Origin of the sequence: Flavivirga rizhaonensis (assembly GCF_004791695.1) — a bacterium.
Lineage (GTDB): Bacteria > Bacteroidota > Bacteroidia > Flavobacteriales > Flavobacteriaceae > Flavivirga > Flavivirga rizhaonensis.
The window spans coordinates 1-17,804 of record NZ_SRSO01000048.1 but is presented as its reverse complement, the minus strand read 5'-3'; the positions used below and the strand labels follow the sequence as shown (position 1 = coordinate 17,804).

Below are 17,804 nucleotides of genomic sequence, written 5' to 3'. Positions count from 1 at the left end.
CAACGAATCGACTCAAGGTAGCTTATACAGGCTTCTTGAGTACCGAAACGTTGCGTGATTGAAAGTATTGATTGTTGTTCCATAATCATAATATAACCAATTTTTGCCATATTCTAGGAAATCGCCCTCGAGGGAGGAATCTTACTCGGTAAAATTGTCCCCTTTAGGAGTGTTTTCAATGCAACTAATTGAAAATCAATGACTATTAAATAGGAACTCACGTTAATTTGTTGATTTTTAATAAAATAAATTCATCATTAAATCGACTCACGTTAAATTTAAAGTGTAGTTTGTCTTTTTAAATTGTATTTATCTCAGAGAATCTTAGTGTAAACTCTGTGAACCTCTGTGCAACTACTCTTTTACATAAACGAACAATCCACTATATCTGCTATGATATGTATGACTAAACCTAAACCAATTAAGCGTGTTTTCTTCGGGAGCAAAAGGATAAGATACACTGCCATGGCATAATAGGAGTGTAGCGGGTGAAAGTTTATACTGCATCTATTAGGATCAAAAACTGGATTTGCGAGCAAGTGATCTAAATCGATAGACATTCCAGAAAACATAATAAAAAAGGCTAGTTTCCAATAGGGTTTATACCAAATTAATGCTACTGCTAAAGGAATTAAAATATGACATCCATAATGAACCGTAGTTTGCAGCATTTATGGTGTTATTAGAGTTTGAGATTCTAAATAGTTTAGGGTATTTGGGCCTTCATTAAAAAGTAAATCTAAAATACTTAGGTTAGGTATAAAACCATGTTTATTGCTAAATACTTGAGTATAGATGTCAAAATGTTGCGATGGCTTCTTTTTTGCGTTAACTAAATTTCTAAAGTCTGTTTTATCTTCAACTGTTTTTTGGAAAATTTCAGATTTAGAAGTATTCAATTCCAATTGCAAACAATCGCAAACCACTTCAAGACATTTAAGGTTAAAATCTAGAATAAAGTCTGCTTTTGTGTTAAATAAAGGTTGGAGTTCATCTTCATAATATTCGAAAAAAGGGGATGTTCTATATGCAGAAAGTAATGACTTCCAATGTAAACTTTGCCATTTTTCTTCATTAAAAATTTTTACATCACGATATTTTTGACGATTCTTTTGGGAATGGATTACAGGAATGTTTAAGGTAAGTTTACCATTAGCTCCATAAACATCGGTACGATTTCTATAAGTTTGTTTTAGAAAATTATCATCGGTTTCAAATACAACTACTTTCGCTTTTACAAATGCTACAAAGTGAGCGATATTAGGGAAGTATGTCGGATGTATAATTATGTTCATAGTGATTTGTCATTCTTGCCTTTCGTCTTCGCTCAAGATAAACTACAGCAGGAATCTACTTAATAAAATTCAAGTTTCAATTCATAAGATTCCTGCGTAAGCAGGAATAACAAAACGTATTAACTTGTTCCCTTTTTGCGTGCTCGCCATTTGCTAAATCCAATCCATCCAAATAATAAAATAAGAAAAGGGATAAGAAAAGAGGTTGCTTTACCGCTACCGCTTACAGTTGTAAAGAAACGTTCCCAACGTGGATTCTTTAAACCATCCCAACTCATCCAGATGAATACAGGTTTACCAACAACATGATCGAAAGGTACAAAACCCCAGGCACGAGCATCTATAGAGTTATGGCGATTATCACCCATCATCCAATAATAATTTTGCTTAAAAGTATAAGTACTTGCAACTTCTCCGTTAATAAAAATTTGATTTCCTTCTACTCGTAAATCATTGCCTTCATATTCGGTAATGACTCGTTTGTATAATGGTAATACTTCTAAATTTATATTAATCGTTTTTCCTTCTTCGGGTATATATAGAGGACCGAAAAAATCAACATTCCACTTGTAATTAGGGTCATGTGGAAAAATATTTGGAGATCTTACACCTTTTTCTTCTTTGATTGGAGTAATGTTAGCCACATTTGGATGGTTTTTAAATTTCGCTAAAGCTTCATCAGAAATGGCAGAAAAGTAATAGGTATTATTTGTATTTGGCATAATTCCAAAACCATCAGTTATATCATAACGATCTTTGAGGTATTTAGGGTTAAATCGACTCGTTTTAGGCTTTACATGGTAGCTAAATTGTAAATGTGCTCGATCTGGTAATACATTTTGTTTACCATTTATATAAACATAGCCATTTCGAACTTCTAATGAATCACCAGCAATGCCAACGCACCGCTTTACCAAATTGGTTTTTTTATCAATGGGTTTATAGTAGTTTCTGTCTGGATGAAAATCATTCATATCCAGTAATGTATCTGCTGGCTGGTTAAAAACGACTATTTCATTTCTGTCAATCTTTTCAAATCCAGGTAATCTTAAATATGGTAACTGTAATTTATTTACCCATGAGGTTTTTCTTTCTTCAAAGTTATCATTGAATAAGTATGATTTTGTTCCTAATTTTGGAATAGTATCATGTACCATAGGTGCTGCTACGGTTGTCATAGGTATTCTTGCTCCGTAATGAAATTTGCTTACAAAAAGGAAATCACCAACTAATAAAGATTTTTCTAATGATGACGATGGTATTGTAAAAGGTTGTATGAAATATGTATGAACGATTGTAGCAGCAACGATGGCGAACAAAATGGAACTTACCCAATCTCCTCTTGATGTTTTAGGCTGAAGGCTTCTGTTCTCAACATAGCTAACATCTGCCATGTAATTCAAATAATAATTATAAAGGCCTAGTGTTGCTACAGCTAAAAAGGTATCTATGGGCATGTTTTTGCCAAAGCTTCTTGCGGTTTCTACCCATATAACAGGAAACATAATAAGGTTTACTATTGGCAAAAATAATAAGATAATCCACCACCGAGGACGGTTTATAATTTTCATTAAAACTATGCCATTATAAACGGGTACAAAAGCTTGCCAAGCTTGTTTGCCTGCTTTTACATATAGTTTCCAAGTACCTAAGCCATGAATTACTTGAATAATCAATATGAATATAAACCATTGCGTAAGTGTCATAATCTTATAATTTTAATTTTTTGTTAGTAGTCAAATCTATTAACGCTGTTACAGATTTATTAAGTATTAACCAATATTTAACACATCGTTCATTGTAAATACACCCGTTTTTCCTGCGATCCACTCTGCTGCAATTACCGCACCTAAAGCAAACCCTTGTCTTGTATGTGCTATATGTTCTATAGAAATAGTGTCTACTTCGCTTTTGTAATTAACTGAGTGAGTTCCAGGAACATCTTCAATGCGCTTTGCAACTATCGGAATCGTGGTTTCATCGCTTTCATCTAATTTCCAGTTATCATAACTAGTATGTTGCGAAATAATATCGTTTGCCAGAGAAATGGCTGTACCACTTGGTGCGTCTAGTTTTTGTGTATGGTGAATTTCTTCCATGCTAACATTGTATTGTTTAAGGGTGCTCATCATTTTAGCAAGCGTTTTATTAAGCTCGAAAAAAATGTTAACTCCTAAACTATAATTTGAAGCATAAATAAATGCACCTTTTTTCTCTTTACATAAAGCTACGGCCTTATCGTAATTGTCTAACCAACCTGTTGTTCCAGAAATAACAGGAACTTGATTATTTATACAGTTAGATATATTACCAAATGCTACCGTTGGAATACTAAAGTCTATGGCCACATCTGCTTTCGTAATGTCATAATCTTTATCGTCTTTGTCGATAGTTAATATAATATTATGTCCCCGCTTGATAGCAATCTGTTCAATGGTTTTTCCCATTTTTCCGTAACCAAGTAAAGCTATATTCATTTAAAATTTAAAATTTAAAGTTAATCCGAGATTGCTAGTTGCATCAAATTCGTTAAATCTATAATGCGGTGCCAGTGATAGTCTTTCGTCTACATTATATTGTAATAAATGGGCGTCAACATTAGCATCAATTATATTTAAAGCATAGAGACCAACCGTTACTAGAAGTGCGATTTCTTTGTTTTTTCTGAAAAACTTTTGACCTCGTTCTAAACTTTCTGTAGTAACTCTTGGTTGTGATAATCGTACGCCATTAGAGAAATAAAATTCATCATCTTCAAAACCAGCTAACCTTCTCTTGTAAGCATCTCTATATCTATTATACTCTTTGTTATTTCTTACATAAAAATAAATACCTGTACCAATAGCACCATAAACTAATGGGATTTTCCAATATTTTTTATTGTAGGCTTGTCCCAACCCAGGTAATATAGCTGAATAGAATGCCGCTTTGGCTGGAGATAAGGGGTTGATAGGATTTTTAACTTCTATAATAGAATCTATAACGACTTCTTTTGGAAGTTTTTTTCTTTTCTTTTCTTTTTCTTGTGCTATCGTTGAAAAACAAAATAAAAATGCAAAAATGCTAGCTATAAGAAATTTACTTGGCACTGTCAATTAGTTTTTTAATACGATTAAAATCTTCTTCCGAATGGAATGGAATCGTAATTTTTCCTTTTCCATTTTTAGAAACTTTAACGTCAATTTTATGTCCAAAGTATTCAGAAAATGTGCTAATACCTTTTTTTATGAATTTAGGGGTGTCTTTAGTCTGCTCTTTTTTAGGAATAACGTTTACTTCTTGAGTGTCATTAAAGTTACGAACCAGATTTTCAGTTTCTCTAACAGAAAGTTTATTGGATAGTATTTTTTCATAAATATCCAATTGAACGGTTGTGTCTTCAATGTTAATGATTGCTCGTCCATGTCCCATAGAAATGAAACCATCACGCATTCCTGTTTGAATAATTGGATCAAGTTTTAATAAGCGCAGATAATTTGCAATGGTAGAACGTTTCTTTCCTACACGTTCACTCATTTGCTCTTGCGTTAAATTAATTTCATCAATTAAACGCTGATACGATAAGGCAATTTCAATAGGATCTAAATCTTGACGTTGAATATTTTCAACCAATGCCATTTCTAACGACTCTTGGTCGTTAGCAATTCTAATGTAGGCAGGAATAGTTTTTAAACCTATTGATTTAGAAGCTCTAAAACGACGTTCCCCAGAAACTAGCTGGTAGTTATTAAAATCTAATTTCCTAACTGTTATTGGCTGAATGATCCCTAATTCTTTTATAGATGATGCTAATTCACGTAATGATTCTTCACTAAAATTAGTACGTGGTTGAAAAGGGTTAACTTCAATAGAGTCAATATCTAATTCAACTATATTCCCAATAACTTTATCAGCATTTTTATCCTTAACCGATTGTATATCGTTTTCAGGGTCTTTTAATAATGCAGATAAACCTCTTCCTAAAGCTTGTTTTTTTGTTGCCTTAGCCATATTACTTAGGGATTTTTATTGATAATTTCTTTTGCCAAACTTAAGTAATTGTTGGCACCTTTGCTACTAGCATCATAATTAATTATGGTTTCTCCGTAACTAGGGGCTTCACTTAAGCGTACATTACGTTGAATAATGGTTTGAAATACCATATTATTAAAATGTTTTTGAACTTCTTCAACGACTTGATTAGAAAGTCTTAATCGCGCATCATACATGGTTAACAGTAACCCTTCAATATCAAGTTCTGGATTATGAATTTTTTGAACACTTTTTATAGTATTCAATAATTTTCCTAATCCTTCTAATGCAAAATATTCACATTGTATTGGTATTACAACTGCATCAGCTGCTGTTAAAGCGTTTAATGTTAGTAGGCCTAAAGACGGTGCACAATCAATTAAAATGTAATCGTAATCGTTTTGAATATCAGCTAAAGCCTTTTTTAACATATATTCACGAGCATCCTTATCAACAAGCTCTATTTCAATAGCAACTAAATCTATATGCGCAGGAATAATATCTAGGTTAGGCGACTCCGTTTTCATTATAGTCTCTCTAACCGAATTAGAATGCTCTAAAAGTTGGTAGGTTCCTATTTCTATAGATTCTATGTCTATTCCTATTCCTGAAGTTGCGTTTGCCTGAGGGTCAGCATCTATTAATAATACTTTTTTTTCCAGAACTCCTAGTGAAGCTGCTAAATTTATAGATGTTGTTGTTTTACCAACACCTCCTTTTTGATTAGCAATTGCAATAATTTTACCCATGAAATGATTTGGTTTTGTTATATTTTATATAAGCTTTTTGTATAAGAAAATATGAGCGAAAGGTAATGATTTTTGATAAAAAAACCGGAATTAATTTATTTTTAATGATAACTACTGAACCTTGTTTATTTTAAATGTTGTTAGTTTATATTCTACAACTTTTTCGTTTTCAAAATATAAGTACAAATAATTTTTTTTCATTAAACTAAATGAGGTGCTAGTTCTATACATCCATACATTCGAATGGATATCATTATAAGAAAACCCCAATACATTATCTATTTCGTCCCTTTTTAAGCCTATTAAGTAGCTATAATCTTCTTCTTTTTTGTCATTAGTTGTTGTATGGCCTTTTATTATATAATCTACATCTTCTGTATCATGTGTTAAGATTTTAGATAAATCTTTTTCAAGTTCCGGACTTGTAGCTGCTATTTTATTTTTGCTGATTAATTCTGAACCTAAATTTAGATAATTTTTAGAACCAACGCTATCTGGATTGTATTTTATGATACTTAAGCCATAACTAGGAGCTTCTCTTAACTTAACATTTCTTCGTATGGTTGTATTAAAAACCATAGACTTGAAGTGTTTAGTTAACTCTACTCGTAATTGGTTTGATAGACTTGTTCTTGAATCAAACATAGTAATTAATAAACCTTCAATATCAATATCTGGATTTGATGATTTCTTGATACTTTTTATAGTAACAAGCAGTTTACTTAAACCTTCTAAGGCGTAGAATTCACATTGTACAGGTATAATTACCGAATGGCATGCTGTTAAGGCATTAAGGGTTAACAACCCAAATGAAGGTGAGCAGTCTATTATGATATACTCATAATTTTCTATAACACTGGAAAGTGCGGTTTTTAACATAAATAAATCAACAGATTTCGATTTATTTATTTCAATAGATGCTAAACGTATGTTGGAAGGTATAAAATCAAAATGTGCAAATTCAGGTTTTATAATATTATTTTGAGCTTTAAACGTATTTGTAAAAAAGCTTAAGCTACCGTATCTAATATTAGCAGGAACAAGACCAACACCCGAAGTAGCATTAGCCTGAGGATCTAAATCTATTAAAAGTACTTTTTTCTCAAGAATACCTAATGCATCTGCCAGATTTATAGACGTAGTAGTTTTACCAACGCCGCCTTTTTGATTAGCGATTGCAATTATTTTGTTCATTAGTTCTTTAAGATAGGGGAGAATAAAAGTACGATTATTTTGGTATATAATGCACGTAATTTACTTATAAATTGTGATAAGTAGGAGTATGGTCTTACAAATTGAACGTTTTATCGATATTTTAGTTTTATCTTGTTTTTAAATTCTTACGTATAAAATATGCGATTTCAAGCTAATTAGGCGAATTTTTGCAAGAAATAACTCGTTGTAGATGAGTACGAGTTTTGCCCAAAAGGTATTTAAGAGATGTTTTAATCAATTAGTATTTCTAAAATCTTAATAGCGGCATCACTAATTTTTGTTCCGGGACCAAACACAGCTATAGCACCCGAATCAAATAAATATTGATAATCTTGTTTTGGTATAACACCACCAACAATGACCATAATATCATCACGCCCATAAGTTTTTAGGGCTTCAATAACCTGAGGCACTAAGGTTTTATGGCCTGCTGCCAATGAAGAAACACCTAAAACATGAACATCGTTTTCTACAGCTTGTTTTGCAGCTTCTTGCGGTGTTTGAAATAGTGGCCCAATATCTACATCAAAACCAACATCCGCATAGCCTGTGGCGACTACTTTAGCTCCACGGTCATGACCGTCTTGTCCCATTTTTGCAATCATAATACGCGGTCTTCTTCCGTCTTGTTCTGCAAAAACATCAGCTAATTGTTGCGCTTTTTTAAAGGATTCGTCGTCTTTTATTTCTTTGCTATACACACCAGAAAATGATTTTATTTGTGCTTTATAACGTCCAAACTCAGCTTCTAAAGCGTCACTAATTTCTCCAAGAGTAGCACGTTCCCGAGCAGCTTCTACAGCTAAAGCTAGTAAATTCTTGTCCTCACTAAAGTGGGAATCTTTCGAATTTAAGGAAAATTTTGCAGCTTCAGTTAATCTTGAAAGTGCCGTATTAACTTTTTCTGAATTTCTATTAGCTTTGATTTTATTTAATTGTTCTATTTGTTGGTTTCTAACTGTTTGATTGTCAACTTCAAGCGTCGAGATTACAGCTTCTTCTTCAAGTCTATATTTGTTAACTCCAACAATAATATCTTGCCCAGAATCTATACGGGCTTGTTTTTTAGCAGCAGCTTCTTCAATTCTAATTTTGGGAATACCGGCTTCAATAGCTTTCGTCATACCCCCTAATGCTTCAACTTCTTCAATCAAAGACCATGCTTTTTGAGCTATATCGTGTGTTAGTTTTTCAACATAATAGCTTCCAGCCCAAGGGTCTACGGTTTTTGTTATTTTTGTTTCTTCTTGAAGGTATATTTGAGTATTTCTGGCTATACGTGCCGAAAAATCGGTTGGTAAAGCAATAGCTTCATCCAGTGCATTGGTATGCAAACTTTGGGTACCACCAAAAGCAGCGGCAGCAGCTTCTATAGTTGTTCTTGCTACATTGTTGAAAGGGTCTTGTTCGGTTAAACTCCAGCCACTGGTTTGGCAATGTGTACGTAACGCTAAAGATTTTTCATTTTTAGGATTAAATTGTTTAACCAATTTCGCCCAAAGCATACGAGCTGCACGCATTTTGGCGATCTCCATAAAGTGATTCATACCAATAGCCCAAAAGAAAGAGAGGCGAGGTGCAAACGTATCTATATCCATACCGGCAGCAAGCCCTTTTCTAATATACTCTAAACCATCAGCGAGGGTGTAAGCTAATTCAATATCGCAGGTTGCCCCAGCTTCTTGCATATGATATCCTGAAATACTAATGCTATTAAACTTAGGCATATTTTTACTAGTATATTCAAAAATATCTGAAATGATTTTCATGGAAGGTGTAGGTGGGTAGATGTATGTATTACGCACCATAAATTCCTTTAAAATGTCATTTTGAATGGTGCCAGCAAGTTGTTCTGGTTTAACACCTTGTTCTTCGGCTGCCACTATATAAAATGCCATAATGGGTAATACCGCTCCATTCATGGTCATGGAAACAGACATTTTATCTAGCGGAATTTCATCAAACAGTGTTTTCATGTCTTCAACCGAATCGATAGCAACGCCAGCTTTTCCAACATCTCCAACAACACGTTCATGGTCGCTATCGTAACCTCTATGGGTTGCTAAATCGAATGCAACCGAAAGTCCCTTTTGTCCTGCGGCTAAATTACGTTTGTAAAAAGCATTGCTTTCTTCTGCAGTACTAAAACCAGCATATTGTCTAATAGTCCAAGGCCTTCTAACATACATAGTACTATAAGGCCCTCTTAGGTTTGGTGCAATTCCAGCAACAAATCCGAGGTGTTCTAAATCTTTAATATCATCTTTAGAATAGGATGATTTTACGGCGATATCTTCCGCAGTTAAAAAAACTTTTGCCTTTTCAACTTTAGATTTTTTCTGTTTACTATTTATTGCGATATGTTGAAGGTTCTTTCTCAATACTATTCGGGTTTCTTGTTAAAATCTACTTTAGATTCTGGTTTTTCAAAATTTACTTTAGAAAAATCGACATCAAAAAGTTTTGAGTAAAACAGATCTAATGCAATATAAGTTGCTAAATATTTGTCTTTAAGAGCTGTTCTGTATTTACTCATTAATGGAGCTCCAAACAACTTAGGACTCATACTATTGGTCGTTACAAGCGAATTAAAAGTTGTTTTTAAGGCAGTGTCTTGAATATTACTAGAGATACAATTTACAATAGTACCGTTGTAGTTTAAGTGACTTTTAGTGTTATTGGCATCCCATAATGTGTTCTCGTTTTTTAACGCTTGAAACACTTTGTATGTATGTTCAGAGACCATGTCTTCGTATTTTACTCTTCCGTAAATAGCATCTCTTACAAATAGGTTGTAAGACTGAGTTTGAGATGCATTTTTGTTAGCATTGCTATAATGAGTCAAAATATCATTTTCGAAAGCGTATAATGCCTCATGATAGAGTTTAGAATTAAAATCACCACAGGTTAGCACAACAGGCATGTCTGCATATTTGTATTCTGAAAGTGAGTTTTCGTTTTTACAGTTTAATAAAGTAAGTACTAATAAAAGGCTAAAAAGTTTAAAATTCAGGTTCATTTTATTATTCATTTTTTAATCGTTCTTGTTCTATTTTTTCTGCTAACCGCTTTTCAATTATAGGTTCAATTAATGTTTTTCTTTGGTTCGTTTTTACAAAAGGGTAAAGCTCCAACTCTTGTTTCATTTTATCTTCTGTATTTGGGTGTTTGTTAGTGCCTAATAAGACCTCTTCACCTGCATTAAACTGAGCGTCTTCTTTGGTGGCATTTTCTTTGATTTTTCGTTGAATAGTACCTTGTTTTAACTGTTTTAAAAAACCGCCGTTTTCTTCAATATTCTTAAATAAGTCCAGAGCTTTTTCTGTTAGTTGATTGGTTAGGGACTCTATATAGAATGCGCCATCGGATGGGTTATTAACAACATCAAAATAACTTTCATGTTTTAAAACCAGTAGTTGATTTCTGGCAATACGTTCTCCAAATTCATTGTCTTTATGATAAATAGCATCATAAGGTAAGTTATAGACATTGTTTGCACCTCCAAGAATGGCACTCATGCATTCGGTTGTTGTACGTAACATGTTATTATTATAATCGTATAATGTTTTGTTTCGTTTTGTAGGGGTTGCTAAAATATAGCAAGTAGGTTTGATATGATACTCTGCGGCTAGCACTTTCCATAGCATTCGTAATGCGCGCAATTTTGCAATTTCAAAAAAGTAATTTGTACCAACAGAAACATTAAAACTTATTTTTAGAGTAGGTAAAATGGTTTTGCTTTCTTCAAAATAATTTAAATATTCATTGGCATGAGCTAAGCTATAGGCTAATTGCTGTATAATATTTGCACCAGCATTTTGGTATAGAGACGCATCAACCGAAAAAGATTTTGTATGTGCTGTTATTGCTTTAAATTTATAAAAATCATCATTTAAACTATGGTACCAGTTTCCGTTTTTTGCTAAATTGTATATAACATCTGTATAAATATTTGTATTTGATGAAATAGCAGTTAATTGTTTTACATATGTTTCTGAAAGAAATTGTAATTTAAAGTGGAGGGGTGTTAATGCGAGATTTATACCTTTTAATAAATCGTTAATTGAGACAGTTTCTGATGGGACAATAAATTTAATACTTTCAGCTCCTCTTTCTATAGCATCAATTGCTTTTTGATTAGCATTTTTTACATCAGCTACAAAAATAGATTGACAAATTTTCCATGTTGTAGTTTCTGTGTTTGTGACTTCTGGTTGTTCTTTAAAATCATCTGCATGATAAAATGGTTTTACAGATATATCTTCATTAGTTTGCCATACTAATGTATCATTATAATCAGCTCCTTTTAAATCGAATTGTATTTTTTGTTTCCATTGTTTGGCTGTAACCGAATCAAATTCTTTGAACAATCTATTACTCATTCTTTTTAGTTTTTAAACTGTCTTCGTATTCTATAATGTAGATTTCTTCATTATCGCGTTTCATATAATATTCTTCGCGAGCAAATTTTTCTAAACCATCTGGGGTACTTAGTTTTTTTATAGCTTTATTATCTTTTTCTATTTCTTTTTTATAATATTCTTTTTCGTTTTCTAGGGCTTCAACATCTGTATTCAATTCATGATGTATAAGCCATGAATTGTCATCAAAAAATAACATCCAAATTATAAATGCGGTTAAAATTAAGATGAACCAATTTTTAAAAGGTTTGAAAAACTTATGTTTTAATATAGCCATTTATAGTTTTTCGTTTATTATGGTTTTAACAATGTCTACAGCCACTGTATTATATTTATTGTTTGGTATTATAATGTCTGCGTACTCTTTCATAGGTTCAATAAATTGGTCGTGCATGGGTTTCAATGTTGTTTGATACCGTGCTAAAACTTCATCCAAATCTCTACCTCGTTCAGAAATATCACGTTTTAAACGTCTTATTAAACGTTCATCTGTATCTGCATGTACAAATATTTTAATGTCAAACATATCCCGTAATTCTGGGTTTGTTAAAATTAAAATACCTTCAACAATCATAACTTTTCTGGGATGTGTTAAAATGGTATCTCCAGTTCTATTATGTTTAACGAAAGAATACACTGGTTGGTGTATGGGGGTATCGTTTTTGAGTTCTTTTAAATGACTAGCTAAAAGGTCAAAATCGATAGACCGCGGGTGATCAAAATTTATTTTTACACGCTCTTCATAAGATAAATGCGTGGTGTCTTTATAATAGGAATCTTGCGAAATTACACCAACTTCGCCTTCTGGTAGCTCATTTAATATCTGATTTACAACAGTGGTTTTACCACAGCCAGTACCGCCTGCGATTCCAATTATAAGCATTATTAATTTAGTTTAGTTAGCTTTTACAAAGTTAGTTAAATGTAAAGTTATTTAAATATGAAACTGCTTATTTTTTAATTTTTGAAACTTCTTCTTCTGTAATTATTTTATCATTTTTATTTCCCCAACTATTTGTTATATAGTTCATAACATCGGCTACTTCATCATCACTTAACCCCATAGCAGCCATAAAACTATTATATGTTTGTCCGTTTACAACAATGTCACCTTTTTGCCCATATTTAATACCTCTAATACTAGCTTCTCGATTTTTTATAAGATAATCTGAGTTGGCTAATGGAGGATATACTTTTTCTACACCTTTACCATTTGGTAAATGGCAGGAAACACAAAAATCTGTATAAATTTCTTGTCCTCTTTGTATACTTTCTTTTAAGGGGTCTGTTTGTGATTTGTTATATTGATTTGTAGAAATAATAATTACTGAGGATAGTGTTATTAAACTTACTATAATTAATTTCATGTGTTATATTTTAATTTTCTGGAACAATTTTTACAATGCCTAAGCCTTCAATAGCCGCATAAATGTAACCATCTGGAGCTTCTAGTACATTTCTAACGCGGCCAATACCTTCAAATAGTTTTTCGCGTTTTACTACTTTATTGTTTTCTAGCACAAGTCTTTCAAGGTATTCAAACTTTAAAGAACCAACTAGAATGTTTTCTTTCCAATTTGGGTATATGTCTGAAGAAACAAAAGCCATACCACTAGGGGCGATAGAAGGTACCCAATAAAATAGAGGTTGCTCCATGCCTTCTTTTTCAGTGATATTTGTAAATGTCGTGCCATCATAATTTATACCGTAAGAAATGACCGGCCATCCATAGTTTTTTCCTTTCTGTATGATGTTAATTTCGTCTCCTCCTCGCGGACCATGTTCGTTAGTCCAGATGTCTCCAGTTAGTGGGTTTTTTGTCATGCCTTGTGGATTTCTGTGACCATAACTATAGATAGCAGTTTTTGCATTGTTAGTATTTATAAAAGGATTGTCTTGGGGGATACTTCCGTCATCATTTAATCTGTAAATTTTGCCACAATCTCGGGTAAGATCCTGTGGGTTTACATCTCTATTCCCTCGATCTCCTATAGAAAAATATAAATAACCTTCATTATCAAACGTCATGCGTGATCCCCAATGTTGACCTTTTTTAGTATTTGGACCTGCTTTGTAAAGTAATTGTTGCTCAACCAGAGTGTTATTGTTTAATTTGGCTCGTAAAATAGCTGTATTACCACCATCTCCTTCTCCTTCGGATGATGCATACGATATATATATCCATTCGTTGTTTTTATAATCAGGATGCAATTTTAAATCCATTAAACCACCCTGACCACGTACATATATTTCTGGCAACCCTTCAATGCTTGTTTTAGTGTCATTTTTAAAATGAATAAGCTCACCGGTTTTTTCAGTAATAAGGATGCTCCCATCTGGTAAAAAGGCCATACCCCAGGGAATGTTTAAATCTGAAACAATGACTTCGGTTGTATACTTAATAATATCTGGTGTTTCTGCTTTAACTTCAGATTCTGTTTGTTGTGCACATGACATGCATGATATGAGAATTACTGATAGAAGGGAAAAAATATTTTTCATGTTTTTTTATTTAAAGGTACTCTAAAACATATAATTTACGTTTACTCCAGTATAATAATTCAAAGGATTTCCTGGATAAAAATATCTTGGTGCATTACCGTTAAAACCTGATGCATTTATTAAAATTTGTGAGGCATAGGCTTTATCAAAGATATTATTTATCCCTAAGAAAATATTTAAGTTTAGCTTTTTATTAAGAGATGTCCTATATCCAACTTTAAAATTTGTCAAATTGTAACTGTCTGAATATAGGTCATTACTATCAGTAATAGGCATGTTTCCTACGTATTGAAAATTAATGTTTCCATAAATCCCAAATGATGATTCTATATCTATTCCAGTATTAAATACACTTGAAGGAACACCAGTTAAATCATTGCCCGAAAAATTATTATCTCCATCAATGAATTCTTTAAATTTAAAATTATTGAGCGTATAATTTGCAAATGAGTTTATGGATATGGTTTCTTTTTGTAACCATTCATAATTTAATGATAATTCTAATCCGTTATGTTGCGTACTTCCGGCATTTATACCAATAAATTCATCTTGGGAGGTTCTACGAGATACCACTAGGTTTTTAATTGCTAAACGGTATAGCGCTAAATCGAATTGTAAACGATTATTTATTAGGCTTGCTCGTGTGCCAATTTCGAAGTTCCACCCAGTTTCGGGTTTAAGATTGGTGTTTATTTGTCCATCGGGTAATAATGTTTCATTTAGCATAATAGGAGAGAAACCATGGCTTATATTTGAGTAAACATTAATATTTTTAGAAAATAGATGAGATATGCCAAATTTTGGTGACACAATATTTTTAAATTTAAAGTCTCCAGACTGATCCGGATTATTTTCTGAAGCTGGAAACCTGTCTTTTAAAGTGTATGCCGTTTGATTTAAATTCAAACCTATTGATAGTGATGTTTTTTCAGTAAACTCATAAATAGTTTCAAAAAATGCATTGTAATAATTTCTTTTTTCTTTGAAGTTTGATAACCGAATACCTTCAACACTTCCAGTATCATCAGGAAAATTCCGATATAAATTCTCAAACGTTTCAGATTTATAAGTATCTCTAAAAAGTTCCCCGCCTAATGTCCAGTTAAAAGTTTTATCAAAAAGTTTAATATTACCTAAAATTCGACTTCTAATACCTGTTGCTAGAGTATGTTCTTTTAAAATATTAAAAGGTCTGGGTTCGTAAGCATCATAAAAAGAAGTAAAGATGCTGGTTATTTGTTTTGTATAGTTATTGTATTCATGATTCCAGGATAGACCAAATAGTCCACGTTTCGAATCTTCAAAACCTTGTGATTGCTTCCAGGTAAATGCAGCAGATTTAGGGTTATTTAGATAAGTTTCTTCGTTAATCGAGCTAGGAATAAAGGCTTTTAAATCAATATAGCTGGCTAAAAAGGATAATTCATTTTTTTCGTTTAAATGATGGTTTGTGTTTAAGGTAAAAGTTTGCCTGTTATATACATTGTTTTCACGATATCCATCACTATGAGTATTACTATAAACGGCTCTAAAGCTATTAGCTGTAGTGCCATGATTTATATTTACAATACCTTTTAACAATCCAAAAGACCCTAGAGATATTTCTGTATTTATGCTAGACTGATTTAAAAACGCATTTTTAGGTGTTAAATGTATAGTACCACCAAGACCAGCCCCATAAATACTGGAAGTAACCCCTTTAATGATTTCAAAACGAGATATGGTATTTAATTCAAAATCTTCAATAGTAGTTTCTCCATTCCCTGTTGTTAAAGGGATGTCTTTAAAGTAGGCTCTTATTTTTGCTGTCCCGAATAAATTTCTGGAACCAATACCTCTAATGGTAATTCGGTTGGTATTAAGGGCGCCACTTTGCATGAATACTCCAGGGGTTCTATTTAAAATGGGAGCTATATTAATATTGTTACCACGCTCAATATCTTTTAAATGAATAACACTAATGGTAGTTGTCGCTTTTTTTAGCTTTTTAGGAATATGGTTTGAGTTGATAATAACTTCATTTAATTGAGATGGATTTATATTTAGTTGAATGATATAATATGAGTCGTTTTTTAATTCAAGAATCTTTTCAAGGTAACCTTCTTTTTTTAATGAATACTTGCCAACTCTTATGGTTTCAAAGGCTCCATTTAAACTTGATACTACTGTAGTTTTGGTATCAAGATTTGTTATTTGTACGTTTGATAATGCCGTTCCACTGTCTTTATCAATAACTTTTCCTTTAATCTTTGATTGACCTAAAACACTAAAAGTAATGCCTATAGTGAGTAAAATAAGAATTCTTTTTTTTATAAAATGCACAAGTAAATGGTCTGTATTTAAGTGTACTAAATTATAGCTTTTTTGAGAAAGTATTCTTGATTATATTTTGAAGTAATTTTTTTTAAATAAAGAATTGTGTAATGAATAAAAAGTCTATATTTGCAGTCCTAAAATGATAACCGTTTTGGGGTTTACCACGCTAAGGCGTGGCAGGTCTCACCCGTTTTGGGATGTGGATGTCGTCACGCTTGAGGCGTGACCACCCAGAGAAAATTATGGCGTATATAGTTTACATATTATATAGTCAAAAACGTTCAAGATATTATGTAAGTCAAACAGATAATATCAAAAAAAGATTAGAAAGACATAACAATGGTTTAGTTCCTTCAACAAAAGGCGGATCTCCATGGCAATTGATGAAAACTTTAGAAGTTGCTAGTAGATCTGAAGCATTAAAGTTGGAAAGAAAGATAAAGAAAAGAGGAGCAAAAAGATTTATTGAAGATAACCAATTCGGGGTGTAGCGTAGCCCGGTTATCGCGCCGCGTTTGGGACGCGGAGGTCGTCACGCTTGGGGCGTGACCACCCAGTAAAAAACATGGAGTATATAGTATACATATTATATAGCCAAAAACGTTTACGATATTATGTGGGTCAAACAAATAATATCAAAAAAAGATTAGAAAGACATAACAATGGTTTAGTTCCTTCAACAAAAGGCGGATCTCCATGGCAATTGATGAAAACTTTAGAAGTTGCTAGTAGATCAGAAGCATTAAAGTTGGAAAATAAGATAAAGAGAAGAGGAGCTAAACGATTTTTAAAAGATAACCAATTCGGGGTGTAGCGTAGCCCGGTTATCGCGCCGCGTTTGGGACGCGGAGGTCGCAGGTTCGAATCCTGCCACCCCGACAAATTATAGTATCAATCTATACTGAAAACCTGTTAATCGTATGATTATCAGGTTTTTTTTGTTTTTAAGAATATCATAAGAATTGATTAAAAACGAGATCATGCGCAAAAATCCTGGTTAATCTGAATAAAAAGAATTCAACGTTTTTGCCCTCTCTGAACTGTGCCCTAAAGGCTTTTACTTCCACCTACGTCATGTTTACCCCATGAAATAGAGTTTACTAATCTTTCTCTAAAACAGTCATTAAACGATGGTTTAAGTATAATTTTTCTTTACCTACTTTTTCAGAACCTGAGTTCGGCCTAAGAAACTCATATTTATAGTATAGAAAAAGCAGAATATTTAGTAAATTAAAGTGTTGAATTCTAATTAACTAACATTATTCTGCTTATGATTTCTAAAGATAAAATTACTG

The 17,804-nt window shown here is 32.5% G+C and carries 17 protein-coding genes, 1 tRNA gene and 1 pseudogene; 3 read left to right on the top strand and 16 right to left on the bottom strand.

All coding sequences use genetic code 11. From position 1 onward, the window contains the following. Positions 1-362 precede the first annotated feature (362 nt). From EM932_RS20275 to EM932_RS20200, 16 genes and pseudogenes are all read right to left on the bottom strand, one after another. Positions 363-671: a DUF6122 family protein gene (locus EM932_RS20275; RefSeq protein ID WP_135879033.1), complete on the bottom strand. Its 309-nt coding sequence runs from the start codon at positions 669-671 to the stop codon at positions 363-365. Beyond that, complete coding sequence (locus tag EM932_RS20270) at positions 672-1,295, bottom strand: WbqC family protein (protein WP_135879032.1); 624 nt, start codon at positions 1,293-1,295, stop codon at positions 672-674. A gap of 119 nt (positions 1,296-1,414) precedes the next feature. Next, complete coding sequence (gene lepB / locus EM932_RS20265; protein ID WP_135879031.1) at positions 1,415-3,001, bottom strand: signal peptidase I; 1,587 nt, start codon at positions 2,999-3,001, stop codon at positions 1,415-1,417. A 66-nt stretch (positions 3,002-3,067) separates the two neighbouring features. Beyond that, the gene (dapB, locus tag EM932_RS20260) at positions 3,068-3,772 is read right to left on the bottom strand and encodes a 4-hydroxy-tetrahydrodipicolinate reductase (RefSeq protein WP_135879030.1); all 705 of its coding nucleotides are present in this window, start codon (positions 3,770-3,772) and stop codon (positions 3,068-3,070) included. After that, a complete protein-coding gene (locus EM932_RS20255; protein WP_135879029.1) occupies positions 3,773-4,384 on the bottom strand; it encodes a DUF5683 domain-containing protein in 612 nt (203 codons plus the stop codon). Beyond that, the gene (locus EM932_RS20250; protein ID WP_135879028.1) at positions 4,374-5,285 is read right to left on the bottom strand and encodes a ParB/RepB/Spo0J family partition protein; all 912 of its coding nucleotides are present in this window, start codon (positions 5,283-5,285) and stop codon (positions 4,374-4,376) included. Before EM932_RS20250 ends, EM932_RS20255 begins: the two co-directional genes overlap by 11 nt. A gap of 5 nt (positions 5,286-5,290) precedes the next feature. Then, complete coding sequence (locus EM932_RS20245; protein ID WP_135879027.1) at positions 5,291-6,055, bottom strand: ParA family protein; 765 nt, start codon at positions 6,053-6,055, stop codon at positions 5,291-5,293. Positions 6,056-6,493: 438 nt separating this feature from the next. Beyond that, positions 6,494-7,249: pseudogene (locus EM932_RS20240) on the bottom strand (ParA family protein); the annotation flags it as partial. A 251-nt stretch (positions 7,250-7,500) separates the two neighbouring features. After that, positions 7,501-9,651, bottom strand: coding sequence for a methylmalonyl-CoA mutase (gene scpA, locus EM932_RS20235; RefSeq protein WP_135879025.1), 2,151 nt, complete (start codon positions 9,649-9,651; stop codon positions 7,501-7,503). 2 nt (positions 9,652-9,653) lie between these two features. Continuing rightward, the gene (locus EM932_RS20230) at positions 9,654-10,301 is read right to left on the bottom strand and encodes a hypothetical protein (RefSeq protein ID WP_135879024.1); all 648 of its coding nucleotides are present in this window, start codon (positions 10,299-10,301) and stop codon (positions 9,654-9,656) included. After that, entirely contained in the window at positions 10,294-11,652 is a 1,359-nt protein-coding gene (locus tag EM932_RS20225; RefSeq protein ID WP_135879023.1) for a methylmalonyl-CoA mutase subunit beta, read from the bottom strand. The genes EM932_RS20230 and EM932_RS20225 overlap by 8 nt, the downstream gene beginning before the upstream one ends. After that, complete coding sequence (locus EM932_RS20220) at positions 11,645-11,968, bottom strand: FtsB family cell division protein (RefSeq protein ID WP_135879022.1); 324 nt, start codon at positions 11,966-11,968, stop codon at positions 11,645-11,647. Before EM932_RS20220 ends, EM932_RS20225 begins: the two co-directional genes overlap by 8 nt. Beyond that, entirely contained in the window at positions 11,969-12,574 is a 606-nt protein-coding gene (gene udk / locus EM932_RS20215; RefSeq protein WP_135879021.1) for a uridine kinase, read from the bottom strand. Between the two features lie 67 nt (positions 12,575-12,641). Further along, complete coding sequence (locus EM932_RS20210) at positions 12,642-13,058, bottom strand: c-type cytochrome (protein ID WP_135879020.1); 417 nt, start codon at positions 13,056-13,058, stop codon at positions 12,642-12,644. Positions 13,059-13,068: 10 nt separating this feature from the next. Continuing rightward, on the bottom strand, positions 13,069-14,193 hold the full coding sequence (locus EM932_RS20205; RefSeq protein WP_135879019.1) for a PQQ-dependent sugar dehydrogenase: 1,125 nt from the start codon (positions 14,191-14,193) through the stop codon (positions 13,069-13,071). Positions 14,194-14,214: 21 nt separating this feature from the next. Beyond that, a complete protein-coding gene (locus tag EM932_RS20200) occupies positions 14,215-16,515 on the bottom strand; it encodes a TonB-dependent receptor (RefSeq protein ID WP_246041163.1) in 2,301 nt (766 codons plus the stop codon). A gap of 236 nt (positions 16,516-16,751) precedes the next feature. Here EM932_RS20200 and EM932_RS20195 point away from each other — a divergent pair, with 236 nt between their 5' ends. From EM932_RS20195 to EM932_RS20185, 3 genes are all read left to right on the top strand, one after another. Next, complete coding sequence (locus EM932_RS20195) at positions 16,752-17,000, top strand: GIY-YIG nuclease family protein (protein ID WP_135879034.1); 249 nt, start codon at positions 16,752-16,754, stop codon at positions 16,998-17,000. A 74-nt stretch (positions 17,001-17,074) separates the two neighbouring features. After that, positions 17,075-17,323, top strand: coding sequence for a GIY-YIG nuclease family protein (locus tag EM932_RS20190; RefSeq protein ID WP_135879018.1), 249 nt, complete (start codon positions 17,075-17,077; stop codon positions 17,321-17,323). Further along, a tRNA-Pro gene (locus EM932_RS20185) sits at positions 17,314-17,388 on the top strand. The genes EM932_RS20190 and EM932_RS20185 overlap by 10 nt, the downstream gene beginning before the upstream one ends. The last annotated feature ends 416 nt before the right edge of the window (positions 17,389-17,804 follow it).

Bases quoted from the DNA above. Each gene is read 5' to 3' on its own strand.
- EM932_RS20275 (WP_135879033.1), bottom strand. From the start codon at position 671: ATGCTGCAAACTACGGTTCATTATGGATGTCATATTTTAATTCCTTTA.
- EM932_RS20270 (WP_135879032.1), bottom strand. From the start codon at position 1,295: ATGAACATAATTATACATCCGACATACTTCCCTAATATCGCTCACTTT.
- lepB (WP_135879031.1), bottom strand. From the start codon at position 3,001: ATGACACTTACGCAATGGTTTATATTCATATTGATTATTCAAGTAATT.
- dapB (WP_135879030.1), bottom strand. From the start codon at position 3,772: ATGAATATAGCTTTACTTGGTTACGGAAAAATGGGAAAAACCATTGAA.
- EM932_RS20250 (WP_135879028.1), bottom strand. From the start codon at position 5,285: ATGGCTAAGGCAACAAAAAAACAAGCTTTAGGAAGAGGTTTATCTGCA.
- EM932_RS20245 (WP_135879027.1), bottom strand. From the start codon at position 6,055: ATGGGTAAAATTATTGCAATTGCTAATCAAAAAGGAGGTGTTGGTAAA.
- EM932_RS20230 (WP_135879024.1), bottom strand. From the start codon at position 10,301: ATGAATAATAAAATGAACCTGAATTTTAAACTTTTTAGCCTTTTATTA.
- EM932_RS20225 (WP_135879023.1), bottom strand. From the start codon at position 11,652: ATGAGTAATAGATTGTTCAAAGAATTTGATTCGGTTACAGCCAAACAA.
- EM932_RS20220 (WP_135879022.1), bottom strand. From the start codon at position 11,968: ATGGCTATATTAAAACATAAGTTTTTCAAACCTTTTAAAAATTGGTTC.
- udk (WP_135879021.1), bottom strand. From the start codon at position 12,574: ATGCTTATAATTGGAATCGCAGGCGGTACTGGCTGTGGTAAAACCACT.
- EM932_RS20210 (WP_135879020.1), bottom strand. From the start codon at position 13,058: ATGAAATTAATTATAGTAAGTTTAATAACACTATCCTCAGTAATTATT.
- EM932_RS20205 (WP_135879019.1), bottom strand. From the start codon at position 14,193: ATGAAAAATATTTTTTCCCTTCTATCAGTAATTCTCATATCATGCATG.
- EM932_RS20195 (WP_135879034.1), top strand. From the start codon at position 16,752: ATGGCGTATATAGTTTACATATTATATAGTCAAAAACGTTCAAGATAT.
- EM932_RS20190 (WP_135879018.1), top strand. From the start codon at position 17,075: ATGGAGTATATAGTATACATATTATATAGCCAAAAACGTTTACGATAT.